Genomic DNA, 21,407 nt, shown 5'->3' with positions numbered 1-21,407 from the left:
ATGACGCCACGGAACTGCCGGCACGGTCTGACTGATGGCCATCACCAGGAATGGGCGCGCGCTTCCGGAGCCACCCACACGCCGGCCTTGGCGAGCAGGTCGAAGACAGGCCGCACGCGAAGCATCTCTTCCGCGGACCACAGCGGCAGCCGGAAGAGAATGCCGTTCAGGCCATGCTGCGCGCGTGCCGCCAGGATCTGCTCGGCGATCTCGGCCGGCGTGCCCGCGAAGGCCGGGAACTGGCTGGGCGTGTTCGGGTTCTTTCGCAGCACCGCCATCTGTGCGGCCCACTGCTTGCCGGACTCGCCCTGGATGCTGCCCATCAGGTCTTCCATCATGCCGGTGGCCAGGCCTGGCTCGTCGCGAACCAGAAGGTCGGCGACGACCAGAACCTCCGGTGCGCTGGACCGCCCAGCCGCATGGGCATGCTCGCGCAGCGAAGCGTGCACGGCGGGCAGGTCGGCGAGGGAGGCCGGCGAGGCGAAGAGATAGTCGCAATGGGTCGCCGTGAACCGCCGCCCGCGCTCGGACGCACCTGCGCAGACGAAAACGGGGCGCTCCGGCGGGAAGGGGCCTCGCATCTTGCCCCGCGAGCTGAAGTATTTACCGGCGTAGTCGACCCGACCCTTGCCGTTCCACACGCCTTCGATGATGTGCACAGCGTCCTCCGCCGCGTCATAGAGGGCATTGCCGTCCGGCAGCTTCTCGATGCCGAAGAGGCTCGCCTCGTAGTCGCGATAGCCGTTGACGATGTTCCAGCCCCAACGCCCGCCGCTCAGCCAGTCGAAATGTGAGCCGAAGCGCGCGATCTGCGCCGGATGGAAGAATTGCGTGTGCAGCGTCGTGATGACGCCGAGATGCTTCGTCGCCTGAATCAGCGGTGCCGACAGGATGATCGCGTGGCCGGAGGGGTCCTGAAAGCCATAGCTGCTGCCTTCCTCGGAGCTCGGGGCGTAGCCATCGCCGAGCAGGACGAGATCGAGACCAACCTCCTCGCAGGCACGCGCCAAGGCGAGATGGATCTCGAGGTCCAGCGGGTCGGGATTGAGCGACGCCATCTTGGCGGAAGGCAGCATCGTCCGCGCCTTCGGCCAGAAAAGGCCGAAGCGCATCGAGCCATCCCAGTTCCGCGGTTTGCGCGAGTTCGCTCTCGTGGCGGTCGAATCCAGCATCTCAATCGTTCCCGAAATGGTCGGCGGCAGTTGCAAGCATGCGCTTCCGCGGCCGCTTTCGGGGCGTGCGGAGCTTCAGCGGCAAGAGCGGACGGATGTCCGGCATGGCTCCAGCTCAGTGGACTTCACTGCCAGGCAACGGCCCATCCGCGCCCTTCAAGAGCGACACTATCGGCGCTATTGTTGATTGACAAGTTGTTTGACAGTTTGTATGACAAAAATCGAGATGCTCAACGGATGGTCAGAGCCAGCGAGAGGGCGTCGCGCCGTTTGGAGCGCACAGAAGGTGTGGCGGGCACCGCGGATAACGATCTGGTCGTGGCGTCATGGAGACCGGCAACGGATCGGCCCCGCCCCAACATCGCGCGCCGCAATCTTCAAGCGCCGTGCCCGAGCATTCGCAGTGCACGCGAGAGATCGCGCCCAGGCGTCGGCCCGCGTGCCTGAACACCCACAACCCACCGCTCGGAGATCGCCCATGAATGCCATCGCCCCTTTGCCGACGACGGCCGCCCGATTGGCCGAATGGGTCGCCGAAATCGAGCTTGGCGCGGTACCCGACATCATCCAGCAGCACGCAAAAACCTGCATCATCGACAGCGTCGCCTGCCTGATCGGCAGCCTCAAACTAGAGCCCATGCGCATCCTCATCGACGTGCTGGCGGCAGAATCTGGCGAGGGCACGATCTCCATCCCCGGCACCGACCGGAAGCTCAGCGTTACCGCCGCGGCTTGCTTTGGATCGCAGGCCGCCAATGCCCTGGATTTCGATGATTCCTTTCGCGCCGGCGCACCTTCGCATCCCGGTGCGACGGTGGTCCCGCCCGCGCTCGCTGTGGCGATGGCGGAGGGCTCGTCGGGCGCCGAGCTGCTCAACGCCGTGATCGCCGGGTTCGAGGTCTCCCTGCGTATCGGGCGTGCTGTCCGGCCTTCACCTGCTCGCACAGCCGCCGTGATGGGTTATGCCGCCTGGCAGGCCTTCGGCGCGGCGACCGTGGCCGCGAAGCTGATGAAGCTGCCGGCCGATCGGATCCGCACCGCCTTCGGCCTGACCGGCGCGCAGGCGCCGCTACCGAGCGGCCGCAAATTCCTCAACGCGGCGCGGCCCTATTCCTGGGTCAAGAATCCCTATGGCATCGCGAGCTCGACGGCCGTCCTTTCGGCGCTGCTGGCGTTGCGCGGCTACCATGGAGACCCGGAGATCTTCGATGGGCCGCACGGCTTCTGGATCATGTGCGGTTCCGACCAATACCGCCCGGAGCTTGCCACCGAGGCTCTGGGGCAGCTCTGGCTGATCCACGACGTCGGCTTCAAGCCCTATGCCTGCTGCCGCTGGACCCACACCATGATCGATGCGATCCGGGCGCTGAAGCCGGAGCTCGAAGGGCAGGTGGTGGAGAAGGTCCACGTCACGGGCTTCCGGGAACTGGCTTGCAGCCTCGCCGGAGATCCGCCCGCAACGATCGTCGATGCGCAGTTCAACGCGCGCTACGTGGCGGCCCTCGAGCTGGCGGGTCATTCCCCGGAGCTCGGCCTGCGCGAGGCGCAGCTCAGCGATCCCGAGGTGCGCCGCCTGGTCGAGACGGTGAAGCTCGTCCATGAGCCGGAGTTCGACAAAGCCTATTTCGAGAAGGCCGAGCTCCCTGTCCGCGTCGACGTTCTGACCGCGAGTGGCAAGACGCTGACAGCAAATGTCGTACAGCCCGCGGGCAGCCCCGAAGCAGGCGGCTTCAGCGACGCGGATGCGGACCGGAAGTTCCTGCAGCTGGTGAGCCCCGTTCTGGGCGACGGCCGGGCGCGCGCTGCGCTGACGACACTCCGGACTGTCGAGAAACACTCCGCCGGGGAGGTTTGCGCAGCTCTCACCCTGTGACTGTGTGCTTGCCGCTGCCGCAAGGACGCCAATCGGCTGAGGGAATTTCCACGGATCGCCCGATCGCTAGATGGGCGAGAACGCGTAGCCCTTGCCGGCTCGACTGACGTGGCCCACTCCGGGAAAATCGAGATGCGCGCCAGCGACAGCGACGGACGGGTTTGCGGCCCGATCGAGGATTCTTTGCCGGCTCGCACGCGCCGCCGCCTGGTCAGCGTCGAATTCCCAGGTGAGTTCCGGCCACGCAAATTGGATCGACGGGACATGTACGATATCGCCCCAGATCAGCAGCGTCTCGCCTCCCTCATGAACCTCGAAGGCCGTATGCCCCCGCTCGTGACCATGGGCTGCAACCGCGGTGGTGCTGCTGCTCAGGGCAAATCCGTCTCCAAAGGCCTGGCATCGGCCGGCGAACCGCGCCAGCCTTTCATGACGCCCGAAGAGCGGGATCTCGTTTTCCGGGACGTAGAGGTGAGACAACTTCGGAAAGGCCTCGGATCCATCCGGTGCCACGAGGCCACCGACGTGATCGATGTGAGTGTGCGTGAAGGCCACCGTGTCAATTGTCTCGCGGGCAATCCCTGCTTCGGCGAGCGCGACGAGCAGCAACCCCATGGTCGGTTCCCACGCGTTGGAGGCGCCTGTGTCGATGAGAATATGCCGACCGCGCTCAACAATGAGGTAGGCGTTGACGGACAGTCGTAGCCTTCCGTCAACGAGCGTCTCCGCAGGCAGCTGTGCCCCGAAGGGCCGATCGCCCTCACGGCGCAGCCGGCTGGCAGGCATGTCCACATACCCATCGCGCAACGCCACGACGGTCACGTCGCCGATCTGATAGCGGGCAATGTTGGTGCCCGAATGGATCTTCTTCACGTCACGGACCCCCATTCGTTGAGATCATCAAGGGTGTTCCTCCTCACGGATCAGGTCCGACGATACGGGCACCGGCTCCCGGCGAGCGACTGCATCGCCTGCTCACCGGCGGTGGCGTTGACGGGATTGTTATCGTCCCGCGGCACCGTCGATTCCGCCGGTGTCCGCCAGGATCAATGCCAGATGTTTCGCGACGCCGACACCGGTTTCGAGCGGTACCTGCTGTCGCCGATCACGGCGGAGATGCAGATTGAGGTCATGCTGCATCAGATACCTTCCAAAGCCTCATCGGGGAAACCATATAGACTTTGGAAGTTCGGATTATCGGCGCCGTAATTGTGGAATATTATTAAATTATCCGAAATTTACTTGGAAATGACAAGGCAAAAGCCCGGCTTTTAGCTGCCGTAGGAAATTCGAGTTGGACCGCCTTCACCCGCGCACCTAGCGTCTCTTCCATCGAAGACATCGGTGAGGATCGCGCGTGGCCTTGGATGAGCAGAAGTCGGAGCCTTGGCAGTGGCCCGAGGAGACGTGGCGTCGCTTGGTGGATCGGTGTCGGGCCGGGCGCCGCCTGAAGCCCGTGGCGTGGAAGGGCGGCGCGCGCTGCGCGATCGCCTTGTCGTTCGATTCGGATCACGAGACCAGCGAGTTGCGCGAAGGCGGAAAGTCGATCGGGCGCCTGGCCTGGGGTCAGTACGGAAACCGCGTCGGGATCCCGCGCATTCTCTCGCTCCTGAAGAAATACGATGTTCCCGCCAGCTTCTACGTGCCGGCTGTGACGGCGCTCCTGCATCCGGATGAGCAGCGGCGCATCGTCGCCGAAGGTCACGAGATCGGCATCCACGGATGGATTCACGAGCTCAATTCCATCCTGCCCAAGGCGGAAGAGCGCGACCTGATGCTGCGCTCGCTGGACACGATCGAGAAGATCACGGGCACGCGTCCTTACGGCATCCGTTGCCCTTCAGCCGACTTCAGCGAGAACACCCTGCCGCTCCTCAAGGAGATCGGCCTCGAATACGATTCCTCGCTCGGCGCTGACGATGATTGCTACGAGCTGCTGCTGGAGAACGAGCCGACCGGCGTCGTCGAGATGCCCTTCGAGTGGGTTCGCGACGATGCGGTCTACTTCATCATGAACCGCTTTCAGGGCCTGCGCCCCTACACGCCGCCCGCGGATGTCTTCGATATCTTCAAGCGCGAGCTCGACGCCGCCTATGCCGAAAGCGGCATTTTCGAGCTCACGATGCATCCCCATGTGATCACCTACCGCTCGCGGATCTGGATCGTCGAGGAGCTGATCCGCTACGCCAAGTCGCTTGGCAGCGTGTGGTTCGCATCGCATGGCGAGATCGCCCGCTTCGCGCGGGACAACGCCGCGGACTGATCTCGACATTGAGTGTCGCGGACGGTCGAACCGATCGATCCCGCGATATTTCGTTCTTCAAGCGAGCATTCTGCGACACACCCGCACAGCCGGACGTCGCCACTTCCCAATTGCTGAGGCACCCATGTCAAGAATGTCCATGTCGCGGTCGATCACCGTCCCGGAGGCCTCGTCCAGAAAGCCGCGGGTCTGGGACGCGACCATGCGGTTCGGGATCTTCTGGCCGGGCGCGCGGACCCTGCTGCCCTCGGAGAAGATCTCCGCGCTCAGCCCGGATGTTCTCGATCTCGAGAACCATCTGGCGCTAGCCCGGGCCTGCGAGGAGGTCGGCCTCGATCTGACGCTTCTCGGCGACGGCTATGCCCCGAGCTCCGAGGAGGGAACGCGGATCGGCTTCCAGGATCCCGGCATTCACGCGCTCATCCTGGCCACGCCGATCATCATGGCGACGAAGCATCTCGGCGTGATCTCGACCCTGCACACGACGTTCTTCCATCCCGCGCATATCGCGCGGTTCGGCGCCAATCTCGATTGGCTGAGCGGCGGCAGATGGGGCTGGAACATCGTCAACGGCTACCGCGACTACGAGGCGAGCCTGTTCGGCTTCGAGCAACTGCCGGCGAGCGCGGCGATGTACGATGCCGCGGAGGAAGCGATCGCCGTCATCGAATCACTCTGGGACGCAACGCGCCGCACAGAGCACACCGGGCCCAACTATCGCTCCCATGGCAAGTTGAAGGGGCCCTATCCGCCGGAGCGCCCGGTCTTCGTCTGCGCGGGGGCATCGGATCGGGGCCGTCAGTTTGCGGCCACCCATTGCGACTATCTCTTCGCCTCTCCGCCGCTCCTCTCCGACGTCACGGCCGTCCGGGAGGACCTCGCGCGGCGTGCAGCCGAGGCGAACCGGCCGTATCCGCCGGAGGCGCTCGTCGTCGCGGATCTGCTCATTCGCGACGCGCCAGGCGAGGCGACAGCCTTGTTCGAGGAGCTGATGGCCAGCCTCGACAACGAGGCCGGTCGGCAATGGACCGGCCAGATCGGCAAGCTGAGGAATGAGCGGAAGACGCCCCTCAAGTTCCCGGCCTTCACGGGCACGCCGGCCGAGGTGGCGGAACAGCTCATCGAGGCCCATCGGCGCTGGGGCTTGCGAGGGGTCTTGTTCCGGCTGCCCCTCTGGGCAGCGGACGAGGTGCTTCGGCTCGGTCCGGTCTTCGATATTCTTGAGCGCGAGGGGATCTGGTCGCAGCCGGAATCCCGCGACTATTCCTGGTAGCTTCGGGTTGCCCCTCGAAGCAGGGACAAGCGGCGGGCAACCAAGCCTGAGGCATCAAGGGTGCGCGATGGCCCCCAGCCACCATGAATGAGGCACGAGATGGAAATCAGATTCGATGGGCGCGTCGCGCTCGTAAGCGGCGCCGCGCAGGGGATCGGCGAGGCCATCGCTGCCGCCTTTCGTGATTCGGGCGCGCGTGTCCATCTGGTGGATCGTGATCCGCGGGTGGAAGAGGCGGGTCGCGCCATGAACCTACCAGCGCATGTGGTCGATCTCTCCGATCGAGCCGCATCGAGTGCGCTTGTCTCCGAGATCGCCGCTCAGGAGAGCCGCCTGGATGTTCTCGCCCTGGCGGCCGGCGGAATATCCGGCGGCGCGGGAGTGCCGCTCGAGGGCATCACGGACGAGAACTGGGATCGCATCATGAATGCGAACGTCAAGAGCGCGCTCTGGCTCTCCCAGGCCGCGGCCCCCATCATGGCCAGGACGGGCTGGGGTCGGATCATCATCATCTCGTCGGGGGCAGGGCTCCGTGCCAGCCTGACGGGCCTCCACGGCTATACGAGTGCGAAGCATGCGGCGATCGGCCTCACCAAGCAGCTCTCGGTGGGCCTTGGCGCGCAGGGCGTGACGGTCAATTCGGTTGCCCCGGGCTTCATTCTTTCGAACCTCGATTCACAGCGGCAGTGGGACGGGTGGGGGCCGGAGCGCCAGGCCCGGGTTCTCGCGCAGCTCAGCACAGGCCGCCTGGGTGCCGCCGAGGATATCGCCCATGCTACGCTGTTTCTGGCCAGCGAGCAGGCGAGCTGGATCACCGGGCAGGTGCTCTCGGTGGATGGGGGCCGCGTCTGAGGGGCGGCGCGGCATTCAACTTCGGCAGATGCGGTGAGGAGCGGTGATGCCCGTCGAGCGCAAGGAATTCCGGGATGCCATGGCGCGGCTCTGCGCCGCCGTGAACATCATTACGACCGATGGGCCGGCGGGGCGCGCGGGCTTCACCGCCAGCGCCATGTGCAGCGTGACCGACAGCCCGCCGACCCTGCTGGTCTGCATGAACCGCACGGTTTCCTCGGTGGAGGCCTTCCGCACCAATGGCGTGCTCTGCGTGAACACGCTGGCGGCCGAGCAGGAGGAGCTCTCGGGCATCTTCGCGGGCTTCACCGGCGTGGAGGGCGAGGCTCGCTTCGAGAACGGAAGCTGGAGCGCGCTGGCCACCGGTGCGCCCGCGCTCGACGGCGCGATGGTCGCCTTCGACGGGCGCATCACGGACATGGTGGAGAAGGGGACGCATCTCGTGGTCTTCGCCGAGATCGAGGCGATCCGGCTCGGCGAGGGCGTGGATGCGGCGCTGCTGTACTTCGCGCGGGATTACCGGCGGGTGGGCGTGGCGGCCTAGCGATCCGGTCGCTCGAATGACAAGACGATCAAGCTTCTGGGCAGAAGCCGCTACGGATAGATCTGGGTCGCAAGAGCGCCCAGCGCATCGGCCAGGTGATCGCCCTGTTCCGAGATCCCGCTCTCGATGGCGCTGATGAGCTCGACAAGCCTGGTGGCGAGCGGGAGATGCAGGCCATGCCGGCGCGCCGCCTGCTGGACAAGATCGAATTGCTCCACGACCTCCGTCTTGCGCTTCCGGATCGCGAGATCCCGCCATATGCCGCTATGGGTCTTGCCGGTCCCTCGGTTGAAGGCGGCCAGGGCATCGAGACTCGCATGGATCGCCGCCGCATCGCGCGCCACGAAGGCGTCCGCTTCGAAGGTATCGAAACCCAAAGGCCTGACACCCTCCGCCACGGCGACGCTCAGCACTTCCTGCACGAGACATGTGATCAGATGCCGGCGGTTCGGCGCCCCGATAAAGTCTGCGATCGGATCGTGTGTCAGCGCCGATGCCGTGAGCACGGCCGCGTAGGAGGTCTTCCCCCAGAGGAAGCCAAAGATGTTTGTGCTGACGACGATATCGGGTTCGAAAAGTCGCAGGAGATCGCGGAGCGCATGGATGCGCGGCGTGGTGCGCCCATCCAGTTCGCCGATGGCAAAGGTGCCGCGAAGCCCATAGGTGATGCGGCCGGGTGCCAGATAGTCGCCCGCGAAATTGACGAAGGCGCCGACCGTTCGCTCGCGACCGACGATCGATTCGATCGTCGATTCATTCAGGCCATTCTGGCATGAGACGACGAAGCCATCCGGCGCGAGGCGGGGCAGCAGCGATCGACAGGCCTCCGCCGTATGCTGCGATTTGACGGCGAGGAGGACGGTCGCGAAGGCGCCTGTCAAACGGTCCGGGGTGGTGGCCTGTGCCTCCACCGCAAAGCCGCCCAGCGGGCCTTCGATCGCAAGGCCTTCGCGCGCCATTTGAGCGACATGGTCCGCCGCCACGTCGACGAAGGTGACCTGCTTGCCCGCGCGGACCAGATGGGCGCCGATCGTCCCTCCGATCGCGCCGGCTCCCCAAATCAGGATTGAATCGTCCATGCACACCATCCGGCCGTGAGCGGATCTTCCCGCCCTGCGATGGTTTCTCGCTCAACTTCGTGTGTCAATCATGATGTCTGACAAAATTGCGCGGCCGATATCCTGACGTGATCGTCGCCCATCGAGCGGGCGCAGTGACGTTCAGGCCGCGGCGAGATGGCTTTCTGCGGGAACCTTGTACCCTGCCTCGACGATCGCTCTGGCGATCTTGGCGGCCGCGTCGAGATGTTGGCCGCAAAGACGCTCGGCCCGTTCCGCGTCGCCGGCGATAATCGCGCCGCACATGGCCCGAATGGCCTTGAAGCTCTGCTCCACCCGCGCAGGGTCGTGCAGGGACAGGTATCGGATCACCGAGAGGCGATTGTGGATCAGCAGGAGCGTCTCCTGGATGTAGGCGTTGCCTCCCCCAGCCGCGACCGCATTGTAGAAGGCTGTCCCCGACGCCATCATGGTGAGTGGATCTCCGCTCGCCTCCGCCCTATCGAGCCCTTGTGCGAGCTGGCAAAGGTCCTCAAGCGGCTTCGTCGGGCGATGCCGGGCAAACTCGCCGGCGGCAAAGGTCTCGAGCAGCCGGCGCATCGTGTAGATCTGATCGACCTGCTCCGCGGTGAGCGCGACGACGACGGGTCCCCGATGCGGCATCATCGTGATGAGACCTTCCGCCTCGAGCTGCCGGAGAGCCTCGCGCAGGGAAGGGCGACTGACGCCGGTCAGTTCGCACAGCTCGCGCTCGCGCAACTGCTGACCGGGGTGGAAATGCCCCCTGACGATGGCCGCGCGGAGCTTGTTGGCCACCATGGCCCGAACCGTGACGGCCTGGCTCGCAACGTGAAGCTCCGCATCTTGCATAGGAATCCGCTCCAATTCGCGCTCGCTGGAAGTGTAGCTTATCGCTCCCGTAAGTGCTATTTATCGCATTCTGTCAGACGATCAGCTAGACTGAAAGTGTGACATGATCGGCTCGTCACGTGCGATTGCCGATTTGAACTTCTCGCTCGTTCCCTTCCTGATTGATCTATGGAGGCCGCTGCCGTGGAAATCCGTCAGCTCCGTTCCTTCTGCAAGATTGCCGAGCTGGGGAGCTTCTCCCGCGCGGCCGGAGTCCTGCACCTCACCCAGCCGGCTCTGGGCCTGCAAATCCGGAATCTGGAAGAGGAACTTGGCGTGCCGCTTCTCACGCGGCACTCGCGCGGCGTGGCTCTGACGACGCATGGCGCGCGCCTGCTGCGGCACGCCGAGACGATTCTCGCGGGGGTGAATTCGGCCTTTCTCGAGTTCAGGGAGAGTGCCCATTCCGCCAAGGCCACCGTGAAGATCGGCCTGGCGCCGAGCCTGGCGGTCATGCTCTCCCGCCCGCTGCTGCAACGCGTCGAGGCGAGTGGAAGCAATCTTCGCGTCGACCTGGCCGAAGCCCCGTCGAAATACCTCAACGACTGGGTGGCGGAGGGATCGATCGACCTGGCGATTGCCTGTGACGGCCCGGTGTCGGCCCATGTGCGCCGCGAGGAAATCCTGCGTGAGGCGCTCTATCTGGTTCAAGCCGTCGCGCCGGACGAGCCGGCGATCGGCTCCGCCGTCAACTTCGTGGATCTGGCCGATCTGCCCTTGATCATCGCCGACCCGCTCCTCACGCGGCAGCTCGTCGATAAGCTGCAGGCGGAAGCCGCCATCGCTGGGATCACGCTCAAGATCCACAGCGTGCTGACCTCGATGACCTTGGTGAAGAATGCGGTCGAGGACGGGGAGGGCGCGACCGTGCTGCCCTACGCCGTGGTGAGGCGGGAGTGCGAGCAGGGGCGCCTGCGCATTCGCAAGATTATCGGACCGAGTTTGATCCGAATAGCCTACTTGCTCTCGCATGCGGAGCGGCCGCAACCGCAGAGCCTGTGCCAGCTCATCCGCGACGTGATCTCGGAGCAGATCGGCGGCGCATCGGAACACGGGCATCTGGTGCAGGCGGCCTGACGCGTCGCGCCCCTCCGCGGTGTCCTCTTACGGCCGAAGGCAGGGGGCCTGCGGTCGAGGGTCAGGCCGCAAACCCGGCATCATGGCCGGTGCCGGGGAGCTGGTATCCGGCCTCGACAACCATCTTGGCGGTCGCCCCAACCCCATCCAGCAGCTCTGCGCAGCGCCGTTCGGCGAGGGCCTCGTCGCCGTCGATGATCGCCGCGCTCAGCGCGCGGAGCTTGGCGAAGCTGCTGGTCACGCGATCCCTCCGGTGCAGCGAGATGAAGCGGATCAATGCGATGCGGTTGTGCAGGGCCCCGAGCGCCTGGGCCAGATAAGGATTGCCGCTCCCAGCCGCGATCGCGCGGTAGAGCAGGGTGCCGACCTCCAGCATGGCGAGGGGCGTGCCCGCGGCCTCCACCTCGTTGAGCTGCCGGATGGCGTCCTGGAGCGCCGCGAGGTCGGCCGGCTGGCGCAGCCGCGCGAACTCCCGCGCCGCGAAAGTCTCGAGCACCCGACGCAGATCGTAGAGCTGACCGACCTCCTCCGAGGTCAAGGCGGTCACCACAGGCCCCCGATGCTGGATGGTGGTGATGAGGCCTTCCGCCTCCAGCTGGCGCAAGGCCTCGCGCAGCGACGGGCGGCTCACCCCTGTCAGCTCACAGAGTTCCCGTTCCCGCAACTGCTGCCCCGGACGGAAGCGACCCGTGATGATCGCGAGGCGCAGCCGGTCGGCCACCAGGGATCGGAGGCTGACGGCCTGACCGGCCACGAGCAGCGCGTCGTCCTTCATTTCGCTCATGCGATTCGCCGTGCCGCTCATCCGCCTCACCTTAGCTGATTGTCTGCCGGGAGCGAGCGCCGGCACCTCGACCCACGGGGTCGTTCGCTCATTCAATTTTTTGTCTGACATAATGACATTCAGCTTGTCAAAAATCAGATCGATGCATTAGGCTTCGGCCCGAGGGGTGCGATGCGCCCTTCGGTCCCGAAACAGGAGCCCTGCCGTGGTCAGCGCCGTTCCGCCGTTTCCGCTGGTCGGTGCCGAGGGCCTGTTCCTCGGCCTGCTTGCGCGACGTTGCGGCGCATCGACCTCGGCCGGGCGCTGTGACGCCTGGGCCCAAAGACAAAAAATCGGAGCGCCAGCCACCCATCCGACCAGGTCAGGAGAGGCTGTATGACTGAGACGAGATTGATCCATCGGCGGCGCGCTCTCGCGGGTGGCGCGGCGTGGATGGGCGGAGCGCTGGCGCGGCCGGCGATCGCCCAGACGGGGGCGTTCCCCGACAAGCCCATACGATTGGTGGTCGCCTATCCGCCGGGCAATTCATCGGACCTCGTCGCGCGCTTTGCCGCCGAGCGCCTGCTGCCGGTGCTCGGACAGCCCGTCATCGTGGAGAACCGCGGCGGCGCGGGGGGCACCGTGGGGACGGATTTCATCGCGCGCCAGGCGCCTGACGGGTACGTGCTCGGCATCTCCAATGCCGGGCCGCTCACCATTGCGCCCAACCTTTACCGGAACCTCGCCTACGACCCGGTTCGGAGCTTCACCCAGGTGGCGGGGATGGCCATCGGCTCGCACCTGTTCGTCGTGAACCCCTCGCTGCCCGTCAACGATATCCAGGGTCTCATCGCCTATGCGAAGGCCAATCCCGGCAAGATCTTCTACGGATCGCTCGGCAATGGTTCGACGGCGCATCTCGCGGTCGCGCTCTTCGCCTATCTGACCGGCGTCGAGCTGACGCACGTGCCCTACAGCGGCTCGTCCTCCCCGATGAGCGATCTGCTGGCGGGGCGGGTGATGATGATGTCGACCGCCATCGTCGAAGTGGCCGACCAGGTCCGCGCGGGCCGGCTGCGGGCGCTGGGCGTCACATCGAAGGAGCCGTCGCCCTTCGCGCCGGGCGTCACGCCGATCGCAGCGCAGGGCGTGCCCGATTATGACTTCTACGGCTGGATCGGGCTGATGGGGCCGGCCGGCATGCCGGCGCCCGTGGTTCAGAAGCTGAACCAGGCCATGGCGACCGTGACCAGCCATCCGGAGTTCACCAGCAAGATGGCCGAGATGGGTCTCTCCCGCATGGAACACAGCCGCGCCCAGCTCGAGGACTTCATCCGCTTCGATGCCGATCGCTGGCGGACCGTCATCCGCGCGGCCGGCATCCAGATGGACTGACGCGCCGCATCAATCGAGGAAACCGCTCTCCGCCGTCATCCGACGGCGGAGATGAGCACGTGCAAGGACTGAATGATGGGTGGAACCCGCGACGCCGCGATATCGCGCGCGCAAGCCAGCTTCGACGATGGAACCTTTGTCGATCGGCTCACGACACTCGTGGCCGTCCCGACCGAGAGCCACCCTCCCAGCCACAAGGCAGACCTCGAGTTCTATGCCTGTGATGTCCTGGGCCCGATGGTGGCCGAGCTTGGCTTCGACGTGCACCTTCTGAAGAATCCCGAGCCCCAGCACGGCCCTGTGATGCTCGCCAGCCGCGTGGAAGATCCATCCCTTCCGACGGCGCTGATCTATGGCCATGGCGACGTGGTGCGCGCCCTGCCCGAACTGTGGCGCAAGGATCTCGATCCCTGGACCGTCAAGGTCGAAGGCGATCGCATCTACGGGCGCGGCGTGGTCGACAACAAGGGCCAGCATCTTGTCGCTATCGATGCGCTGCGGGCCGTGCTCGCGGAGCGGGGGCGCCTCGGCTTCAACGTGAAGCTCATGGTGGAGACCGGCGAGGAAGCCGGCTCGCCCGGGCTGAAGGAGATTCTGGAGCGCGACCGCGATCTCTGCGCCGCCGACGTCTTCATCGCCTTCGATGGGCTGCGGCAATCGACGACCATTCCGGAAGTGACGCTGGGGACGCGCGGTGGCGTCGCCATGGATCTGGTCATCGAACTGCGCGAGGGCGGCTTCCATTCCGGCCATTGGGGCGGCCTGCTGACCGATCCCGGCGTCATCCTCTCCCACGCGATCGCCAGCATCGTCTCGCAGGACGGGCGCATCCTGGTGCCTGGCTGGACACCGCAATCCATCCCGGAAGCCGTGCGCGCGGCCTGCGCCGCCGTCGTCACGGAGGATCTGCCGGGTGCGCCCGCCGCCGATCCAGGTTGGGGCGAGCCCGGCATGACCCGGGCCGAGCGGATCTTCATGTGGACCAGCGTGGTCGTGCTCGCCTCGATCAGTGGAGAGCCTGCCAATCCCGTGAATGCCGTCGGAGGTTCCGCGCGTGCGCGCATCCAGGTGCGGCACACGGTGGATGTGTCCGCGGAGGGGCTGGTGCCGTCGCTGCGCGCGCATCTCGATGCGCGCGGCTTCTCCATGGTGCAGATCCGCCCCGTCACCGAGCGTCAGCAATTCCTTGCGTCGCGCACCGATCCCGATGATCCCTGGGTCCAACGGATTGTGCGTTCGATGGAGCGGACCGCCGGACGGCGCGCCAACATCGTCCCCAATATAGGGGCCTCCGGCCCCTCCGAATTGTTCCGGCAAACGCTCGGTACGCCCGTGATCTGGATCCCCTTATCCTATGGCGGCTGCAGCCAGCATGGACCGAACGAGCACGGGCTTGGCTCGCTGTTCCGCGAAGGTCTCGGCCTCGTGGCGGGGCTCTGGTGGGATTTCGGCGCTGAAGCCCTCGCATCCGCGCCCGACGCAATTCGCGAAGACGCCTGAGGGCCACATGCCGACTCCTTTCTCCACGGGCTTGAATGTGACGAAGCGCCGCGGCGGCCATCCTTGCGCGCTCCCCAGCGAAGGAGGCCGTCTTGCCTGAATTGCGGCGCCTGGCCGGCCGGGTGGCCATCGTCACGGGGGCCGCACGGGGCATCGGGGCGGCTATCGCGCAGCGCATGGCGTCGGAGGGGGCGCGGCTCCTGCTGGTGGATCGCAGCGAGGACGTGCTGGCCACCGCCGCATCGCTGGATGCGCTGGGCCTCGTCGCCGACCTCGGCGCGCCGGGTGCCGGCGGGACCGTCATGCAGGCGGCGCTCAAGGCCTATGGCCGCCTCGACATCCTGGTCAACAATGCCGGCATCGGCGGCTCGAAGTCGCTGATGGAATCCGACGACGAGCTCATCGACCGCTTCATCGATACCAACCTCAAGGTGGTGCTGCGCATCACGCGCGATGCCCTGCCCCATCTGACGCGGCCCGGTGGGCGGATCATCAGCATTTCCTCCACGCTCGGCCTCGCCGGCTACCCCGGCACCACCGCCTACGCCGTGGCGAAGGCGGGCGTCGCGCAGCTGACACGGCAGCTCGCCTCCGAGCTGGGATCGGACGGTATTCTGGTCAATGCGATCGCCCCCGGGGTGATCGAGACGGCGATGACCGAGAAGCATCTGACGAAGCCCTACTACATCAAGGCCATCGTCGAACCCACGCCCCTGCGCCGGGCTGGCAGGCCCGAGGAGATCGCCTCGGTCGCTGCCTTCCTCGCTTCGGACGATGCCTCCTTCATCACAGGGCAGGTCCTTGTGGTGGATGGCGGCTGGCTCACCTCGCGCAACCCACCGCGTGCGCCCGGTGAGGAGGCGATGGGATGAGCGGCCTGCGCGCGCCATCGCCGCCCCACGCAGATGCACGGCTGAACTCGCCGTCGCGTCTTTCCCTCCACATGGTTCCCTGGAACGCTCGCCATGACACCCCCTGACACGAACCTCAGCGCCAAGCCCGCCTCCGGCTATGATCCCGCGACATTCAAGCCGCTCACTTTCCATGATGCGGTGCCGCGCTTCCTGGACGGCAGCGACACACCACGCGCCTATCTCGAACGCTGCCTGGAGGTGATCGCCGCGCGCGAGCCCACCGTGAAGGCCTGGGTCACCATCAACGAGGCCGGCGCCCGTGCCGCCGCCGATGCGGCGAGCGCCCGCTACAAGGCCGGCACGCCGCTCTCGACGATCGACGGCATGCCCGTCGGCATCAAGGATCTCTTCCAGACCAAGGACATGCCGACGGAGCACGGCTCGCCGCTTTTCAAGGGCGCGCAGACGCATGCCGACAGCGCGAGCGTGATGGCGCTGCGTCAGGCCGGCGCGGTGGTCCTGGGCAAGACGGTGACGACGGAGCTCGGCATGTCGCATCCGGGGCCGACCACCAACCCGTTCAACCCCGACCACACGCCCGGGGGCTCGTCCTCGGGCTCCGCCGCGGTGATCGGCGCGGCGATGGTGCCGGCGGCCCTCGGCTCGCAGGTGGTGGGCTCGGTGATCCGCCCTTCCGGCTTCTGCGCCAACACGGCCATCAAGCCGACCTTCGGCGCCATCCACCGCGGCGAGCGGCTGGGCTTCAGCCAGAGCCATATCGGGGTGCATGCCGGCTGCCTGCAGGACATGTGGTCCGTCGCTTTCGAGATGTCCCGGCGCGCCGGCGGCGATCCCGGCCATCCCGGCCTCTACGGCGAGACGGCACCGCGAGCGGCCGTGAAGCCGACCACTCTCATCGTCATGGAGAGCGAGGGCTGGGACCAGACCGACAGCGTCACCATGGGCGGCTTCGAGAAGATCCTCGGCCAGCTTCACGACGCCGGCGTCACGATCCTTCGCCGCACCGACAACCCGCTGATCGAGAAATTCGAGCAGGCGATCGGTGTCAGCCTGGCGCTCTGCCGCGACATCTGCGGCTACGAGCTGCGCTGGACGCTGGAGAACCTGATCGAGCGCTACGGCTTGGGCCTGAGCGACAGCCTAATGTCGCGCCTCGAGCTTGCGCGTGCCATGAGCCGCGACGACTACCGCCTCGCGCTCAATCTGCGCGACGAAGCCCGCCGTGCCTTCGCCGCCATCGCGGGCCTGGCCGACGGCCTGATCAGCCTGAGTTCGATCGGCCCCGCGCCAGCCCTGGACAACAAGCTGAAGGATTCCGGCGTCACACACACCACGGGGCTGCCCTCCTTCAACGCCTGCACCTCGGTGCTCGGCTGTCCCGCCATCACCCTGCCGCTCCTAGCGGTCTCCCGCCTGCCAGTGGGCGTGCAGGTGATCGGCCAGCCCCACACGGATGCGGCGCTGACTGCGACCGCCGCCTGGGTCATCCGTCAGATCGCACCGGTCTCCGTCTGATGCCCGGACCTGCAGAACCTGCACCGGCCCGGAACGCGCTCTTCAGCGCCAACCGGATGAAGCTCGGGATCTTCGGCACCAACGGCAAGGGTGCCGCGCAGACCCTGGTGCCCGAGGCCTATCGCCCCAGCTGGCAGGCTTCGGTCCAGACCGCGCAGATGGCCGACAAGCTCGGCTTCGAGGCCGTCCTCGCCTATGCGCGGTGGAAGGGCTACATCCCGGGCAAGCCGCTGCATCCCAGCGGCGTCGTGCTCGACCCCTTCACCTGGTGCGCCGGCATCGCCCAGGCGACGCGGCACATGACGGTGATCGCCACCTCGCACGCGCCGACGCTGCACCCCATCACCGCGGCCAAGCAGTCGGCCACCATCGACATCATCTCGGGCGGCCGCTTCGCGCTCAATGTGGTGGGCGGCTGGAACAAGCCGGAGCTTGAGATGTTCGGCGCGTCCTTCGCCGAGCATGACGCGCGCTACGACCACCTGCAGGAATGGCTGGAGGTCATTCAGCGCCTCTGGCGGGAGGAGGCGGAGTTCGAGCATGAGGGCCGCTTCTTCCGCATCGTCAGGGGCTCCTCGATGCCCAAGCCGCTGCAGCAGCCGGGTCCGCCCATCATCAATGCCGGCGGCTCCGACCGCGGCCAGCGCTTTGCCTGCGAATTCGCCGATGTCTGCTTCCTGATCCTACGGTCCGAGGACACGGCGGATATCGCGGCCCAGATCGCCGCCTACAAGGAGATGGCGCGGCGCGACTACGGCCGTGAGGTGCAGGTCTGGACCTATGCCTATTGCGTCCAGCGCGAGACCCGCGCCGAGGCGGAAGCCTATCTCCATCACTTCGCCGTGGAGCGGGAGGACGGCCCGAGCCTCGATGCCTGGAGCGCGGGTTTGGGCGGTCAGACCAAGATCCTGCAATCGCCCGAGGCCGTGCGCGCCTTTCGCAAGCGTTTTGCGGCCGGAGCCGGCGGCTCCGGCCTGGTCGGCCGAGCCGAAGACATTGCCGAGCGGCTCGAGCAACTCGCCGATGCGGGTCTCGACGGCGTGCTGCTGACCTGGGTCGATTTCGAGGACGGCCTCGGCCGTTTCACGGAGGTCATGCCGCTTCTGGAGGCCCGTGGCCTGCGCCAGCCCTTCCCCCCTGTTTCGTGACGCACCTCTCATCCTGAAGGACGATGTGAATGGCTCCTCCCCTCGTGAAGCTCCGCGCCGCCCTGGCCACGGCACTGCTCGCCGCCACGACTCTGGTCGCGCCCGCCGCCGAAGCCCAGCAGCAACGCCCGCTGCGCCTCGTCCTCAACGTCGGGCTCCAGACGCTGGACCCGATCGCCGGCCCGTCCTTCGTCACCCGCAACTTCTCCTACATGGTCTTCGACGCGCTGATCTCGATGGACAGCCAGGGCCGCTTCCGCCCGCAGATGCTCGACAACTGGCGCATCAGCGATGACGGGATGACCTACACCTTCACGCTGCGCGACGGCCTCGAGTTCAGCGACGGCGCACCGGTGACGGCGGAAGACTGCGTCGCCTCCATTCGCCGCTGGGGTCAGCGCGATTCCCTGGGAAGGCGGCTGATGGCTGCAACCAGGGAGTTGCGCGTCGTCGACGCGAAGACCTTCGTGCTGGAGCTGTCGCGACCCTTCGGCCTGGTGATCGAGGCGCTGGGCAAGCCCAGCGTGCAGGTGCCCATGATCATGCCGGCGCGGCTCGCGGCCAACACGCCGCCGACGACGCCCGTCGCGGAAGTGGTTGGCTCCGGCCCGTTTCTCTTCCTGCGCGACCAATGGATCCCCGGCGAGCGCACCGTCTTTGTCCGCAACCCGCGCTATCGTCCGCGCGCCGAGCCGGCCGATGGCCTCGCCGGCGGCAAGATGCCGCGGATGGAGCGCGTCGAGTTCGTGAACATGGCCGATCCGGGGCTGCGCGCTGCCGCCATTCAGCGCGGCGAGGTGGACTATCTGGAATACGCGCCGATCGACTACATCCCGACGTTCCAGCGCGATCGCAATCTCGTGCTCGCCCGCGCACGCGGCGGCGCCGAGATCATCGGCGGCATCAGTATCAATTATCGCCAGCCGCCCTTCGACAATGTGGTGATGCGGCGCGCCGTCCAGCAGGTTATGGACCGCCATGAGATCATCGCCGCCGAGGGTGTGCCGCCGGAGTTCGCGCAACGCGACTGCCTCTCGATCTACGCCTGCGGCACCTTCTATGCGAGTGAGACGGGCACCGAGCCGATGCGCAACACGAGCATCGCCCGCGCCCGCGAGCTGCTGCGCCAGGCCGGCTACAATGGCGAGCGCGTGGTGCTGATGCATCCGGGCGATTCCGCGCTGATCAACCCGATCGGCCTGGTGATGATCGACCGGCTGCGCCAGGCCGGCTTCAACCTCGATGTGCAGACCTCTGATTGGTCGTCGCTGGCGCAGCGCTGGATCCAGCGACGGCCGCTGGAGCAGGGGGGATGGAGCTTGCTGCCGATTATCTACACCGGCTTCGACTTCGCCAATCCGTTGAGCAATCCTGCCGTCGGCTACAACTGCACCGACAATTCCCCCTGGGGCTATTGCGTGCCGGAGATGACGCCGCTGATCGAGCGCTTCGAGGCGGAAGGCGATCCGGCCCGCCGACGCGAGATTGCCGGCGAGCTGCAACGCGTTTCCATCGACCACGCGATCTTTCCGGTCTCGGGCCAGTTCGCGAGCCCGGCCGTCTGGCGCGCCGAACTGCGTGGAGTGATCGATTTCGGCTTCCCGGTGCTGTGGAACATCGAGCGAAGCGGGCGTTGACCGGTCGCCTGCCGCGCGCGGCAGCGCGGTGAGGCTGATCAGGCGGGGCTACGGCCCCGTCGCGATACCCAAGACGGGCAAATAAGCGCAATCGCCGGACCGGTCTGTGCCGCGACCGGAGCGCCATCTCCCGTGCGTGCTTCAGGTAACAGTCAAGCCGACATCCACGTTGCCTCGCGTGGCGTTGGAGTAGGGGCAGATCTGATGCGCCTTGTGCACCAACGCTTCGGCGACCGCATGCTCAACCCCGGGCAGCGAGACGGTGAGCGAGGCGGTGATACCGAACCCACCTTCCGACCTTGGACCGATCCCGATCTTCGCGGCGACGGTGGCGTCCTCCGGTAGGCGGAGCTTCTCCTGCCCCGCGACGAAGCTCAGCGCGCTGAGAAAGCAGGCGGCATAGCCCGCGGCGAAAAGCTGCTCGGGATTGGTGCCGGATCCGCCGGCGCCGCCGAGTTCCTTGGGCCTCGAGAGCGCTACGTCCAGCGCTCCATCCGCCGTCCGGGAGCGGCCTACACGGCCGCCGGTGGCGATGGCTTCAGTCGTGTATTTCACATCGACGAGCATGGCAGTCTCCTTGGGGAGATGATGGCCAGGGATGGCTGGCATCATATTGTGCACAATTTAATCATACACAAATTCATCGGGCGCAAAAGAAAATCCGGCGATAGTGTGAAGCCATGAGGAGAAGCCCTGACAGCAGCCGCCTTGAGGATCGCCTCTGCTTCGCGGTCTATCAGGCGAACCACGCCTTCTCCGCGGCCTATCGCCCGCTCCTGGAACCGCTCGGCCTGACCTATCCGCAATACCTTGTGCTGGTGCTGCTGTGGGAAGCCGAAGGCACAACGGTCAAGGCGATCGGGCAGCGGCTGGGGCTCGATTCCGGCACGCTCACGCCGCTGCTGAAGCGCATGGAGGCGCGAGGACTGGTGTGCCGCTCGCGCGATCCGGCGGACGAGCGGCAGCTGAGCATCGCGCTCACACCGAAGGGCCGGGGGTTGCAGGCGGAGGTGGCCGGCATCCGGGAAAGCCTCGTCTGCCGGACCGCGGGAGACGCCGACGCGCTGCGCGACGCTTTGCAGGCGCTGGCGAGGGAATTGCGCGCGCCGGGGGGCGGGTTGGCGCCAGCTGCAGCAAATCGTCGCGGTCGATGATCCCGTCGCGATGACGCCAGGTTGGGATTGCTTCGAGTCACTCGCTGCGATGCCGGAGTGGCGTGCCGCATTGGCCGATAGTGGAGAGGCCGCGCGCGAACTGCGCACCGGCCGGATCGCGCGCGGATCGGGTCTCCACGATTGAACCGCACCAAGTTGACACCAGGCGACCAACCCCGATGTCAACGCCGCGTCGCAACCGTCTGTCTCGCCAGCATGCTAGGCCTGACGCGGCCGCCTCCCGCTTGATGCCGGCCTTGGAGATCGTTGAGGACGCCATCTCATGGATTTCGTGGGTCCTTTGCGCATCCGGTGTGTTGTCGGACGCGATCCTAGCGGAGCAGCTCGGCGTGCTGCCCGGAGAGGGGCCCTCTGATGGCACGGTCACTTCAGCAGAGA

Annotated in this window: 20 protein-coding genes; 13 read left to right on the top strand and 7 right to left on the bottom strand. The window is 66.4% G+C overall.

Annotated features, from left to right (window positions below; all coding sequences use genetic code 11):
- Positions 1–41: 41 nt before the first annotated feature.
- Positions 42–1,172, bottom strand: coding sequence for an LLM class flavin-dependent oxidoreductase (locus AC1ROY_RS32820; protein ID WP_493153166.1), 1,131 nt, complete (start codon positions 1,170–1,172; stop codon positions 42–44).
- Between the two features lie 478 nt (positions 1,173–1,650).
- On the opposite strand from AC1ROY_RS32820, the gene AC1ROY_RS32815 reads away from it, so the two are divergent.
- A complete protein-coding gene (locus AC1ROY_RS32815) occupies positions 1,651–3,045 on the top strand; it encodes an MmgE/PrpD family protein (protein WP_493153165.1) in 1,395 nt (464 codons plus the stop codon).
- Positions 3,046–3,111: 66 nt separating this feature from the next.
- Here the strand turns inward: AC1ROY_RS32815 and AC1ROY_RS32810 are convergent, their stop codons facing one another.
- Together AC1ROY_RS32810 and AC1ROY_RS32805 are read right to left on the bottom strand one after the other, a co-directional pair.
- The gene (locus AC1ROY_RS32810; RefSeq protein WP_493153164.1) at positions 3,112–3,918 is read right to left on the bottom strand and encodes an MBL fold metallo-hydrolase; all 807 of its coding nucleotides are present in this window, start codon (positions 3,916–3,918) and stop codon (positions 3,112–3,114) included.
- Positions 3,919–4,047: 129 nt separating this feature from the next.
- Positions 4,048–4,185 (bottom strand): hypothetical protein, encoded by a 138-nt coding sequence (locus AC1ROY_RS32805; RefSeq protein WP_493153163.1) that lies wholly within the window; start codon positions 4,183–4,185, stop codon positions 4,048–4,050.
- Between the two features lie 217 nt (positions 4,186–4,402).
- Between AC1ROY_RS32805 and AC1ROY_RS32800 the strand changes: the two genes are divergently transcribed.
- From AC1ROY_RS32800 to AC1ROY_RS32785, 4 genes are all read left to right on the top strand, one after another.
- Positions 4,403–5,308, top strand: coding sequence for a polysaccharide deacetylase family protein (locus AC1ROY_RS32800; RefSeq protein ID WP_493153162.1), 906 nt, complete (start codon positions 4,403–4,405; stop codon positions 5,306–5,308).
- Positions 5,265–6,581, top strand: a complete 1,317-nt coding sequence (locus AC1ROY_RS32795; protein WP_493153161.1) for an LLM class flavin-dependent oxidoreductase — start codon at positions 5,265–5,267, stop codon at positions 6,579–6,581. The genes AC1ROY_RS32800 and AC1ROY_RS32795 overlap by 44 nt, the downstream gene beginning before the upstream one ends.
- 99 nt (positions 6,582–6,680) lie before the next feature.
- Positions 6,681–7,433, top strand: coding sequence for an SDR family NAD(P)-dependent oxidoreductase (locus tag AC1ROY_RS32790; RefSeq protein ID WP_493153160.1), 753 nt, complete (start codon positions 6,681–6,683; stop codon positions 7,431–7,433).
- 46 nt (positions 7,434–7,479) lie between these two features.
- The gene (locus AC1ROY_RS32785) at positions 7,480–7,977 is read left to right on the top strand and encodes a flavin reductase (protein WP_493153159.1); all 498 of its coding nucleotides are present in this window, start codon (positions 7,480–7,482) and stop codon (positions 7,975–7,977) included.
- A gap of 50 nt (positions 7,978–8,027) precedes the next feature.
- Here AC1ROY_RS32785 and AC1ROY_RS32780 read toward each other — a convergent pair whose 3' ends face one another.
- Both AC1ROY_RS32780 and AC1ROY_RS32775 read right to left on the bottom strand, forming a co-directional pair.
- Positions 8,028–9,056: a ketopantoate reductase family protein gene (locus AC1ROY_RS32780; protein ID WP_493153158.1), complete on the bottom strand. Its 1,029-nt coding sequence runs from the start codon at positions 9,054–9,056 to the stop codon at positions 8,028–8,030.
- A 141-nt stretch (positions 9,057–9,197) separates the two neighbouring features.
- Positions 9,198–9,854 (bottom strand): GntR family transcriptional regulator, encoded by a 657-nt coding sequence (locus tag AC1ROY_RS32775; RefSeq protein WP_493153157.1) that lies wholly within the window; start codon positions 9,852–9,854, stop codon positions 9,198–9,200.
- Between the two features lie 234 nt (positions 9,855–10,088).
- Here AC1ROY_RS32775 and AC1ROY_RS32770 point away from each other — a divergent pair, with 234 nt between their 5' ends.
- Positions 10,089–11,021: a LysR family transcriptional regulator gene (locus tag AC1ROY_RS32770; RefSeq protein ID WP_493153156.1), complete on the top strand. Its 933-nt coding sequence runs from the start codon at positions 10,089–10,091 to the stop codon at positions 11,019–11,021.
- A gap of 61 nt (positions 11,022–11,082) precedes the next feature.
- Here AC1ROY_RS32770 and AC1ROY_RS32765 read toward each other — a convergent pair whose 3' ends face one another.
- A complete protein-coding gene (locus AC1ROY_RS32765; RefSeq protein ID WP_493153155.1) occupies positions 11,083–11,826 on the bottom strand; it encodes a GntR family transcriptional regulator in 744 nt (247 codons plus the stop codon).
- A 354-nt stretch (positions 11,827–12,180) separates the two neighbouring features.
- Between AC1ROY_RS32765 and AC1ROY_RS32760 the strand changes: the two genes are divergently transcribed.
- The 6 genes from AC1ROY_RS32760 to AC1ROY_RS32735 all read left to right on the top strand — a co-directional run bounded on the left by AC1ROY_RS32760 (position 12,181) and on the right by AC1ROY_RS32735 (position 19,854).
- On the top strand, positions 12,181–13,179 hold the full coding sequence (locus tag AC1ROY_RS32760) for a Bug family tripartite tricarboxylate transporter substrate binding protein (protein WP_493153154.1): 999 nt from the start codon (positions 12,181–12,183) through the stop codon (positions 13,177–13,179).
- Between the two features lie 75 nt (positions 13,180–13,254).
- Positions 13,255–14,679, top strand: coding sequence for a M20/M25/M40 family metallo-hydrolase (locus tag AC1ROY_RS32755; protein ID WP_493153153.1), 1,425 nt, complete (start codon positions 13,255–13,257; stop codon positions 14,677–14,679).
- Positions 14,680–14,771: 92 nt separating this feature from the next.
- Entirely contained in the window at positions 14,772–15,551 is a 780-nt protein-coding gene (locus AC1ROY_RS32750; protein ID WP_493153152.1) for an SDR family NAD(P)-dependent oxidoreductase, read from the top strand.
- A 93-nt stretch (positions 15,552–15,644) separates the two neighbouring features.
- Complete coding sequence (locus AC1ROY_RS32745) at positions 15,645–17,069, top strand: amidase (protein ID WP_493153151.1); 1,425 nt, start codon at positions 15,645–15,647, stop codon at positions 17,067–17,069.
- Positions 17,069–18,217, top strand: coding sequence for an LLM class flavin-dependent oxidoreductase (locus AC1ROY_RS32740; RefSeq protein WP_493153150.1), 1,149 nt, complete (start codon positions 17,069–17,071; stop codon positions 18,215–18,217). The genes AC1ROY_RS32745 and AC1ROY_RS32740 overlap by 1 nt, the downstream gene beginning before the upstream one ends.
- Positions 18,218–18,246: 29 nt before the next feature.
- Positions 18,247–19,854, top strand: a complete 1,608-nt coding sequence (locus AC1ROY_RS32735; RefSeq protein WP_493153149.1) for an ABC transporter substrate-binding protein — start codon at positions 18,247–18,249, stop codon at positions 19,852–19,854.
- A 141-nt stretch (positions 19,855–19,995) separates the two neighbouring features.
- Here AC1ROY_RS32735 and AC1ROY_RS32730 read toward each other — a convergent pair whose 3' ends face one another.
- The gene (locus tag AC1ROY_RS32730) at positions 19,996–20,421 is read right to left on the bottom strand and encodes an organic hydroperoxide resistance protein (protein WP_493153148.1); all 426 of its coding nucleotides are present in this window, start codon (positions 20,419–20,421) and stop codon (positions 19,996–19,998) included.
- A 113-nt stretch (positions 20,422–20,534) separates the two neighbouring features.
- Between AC1ROY_RS32730 and AC1ROY_RS32725 the strand changes: the two genes are divergently transcribed.
- Positions 20,535–21,008, top strand: coding sequence for a MarR family winged helix-turn-helix transcriptional regulator (locus tag AC1ROY_RS32725; RefSeq protein WP_493153147.1), 474 nt, complete (start codon positions 20,535–20,537; stop codon positions 21,006–21,008).
- Positions 21,009–21,407: the final 399 nt, after the last annotated feature.

Source organism: Roseococcus sp. GW821-FHT12F05 (genome assembly GCF_058806835.1).
The sequence above is the reverse complement of the archived record's forward strand: the minus strand, read 5'-3'. Positions and strand labels throughout refer to the sequence as shown.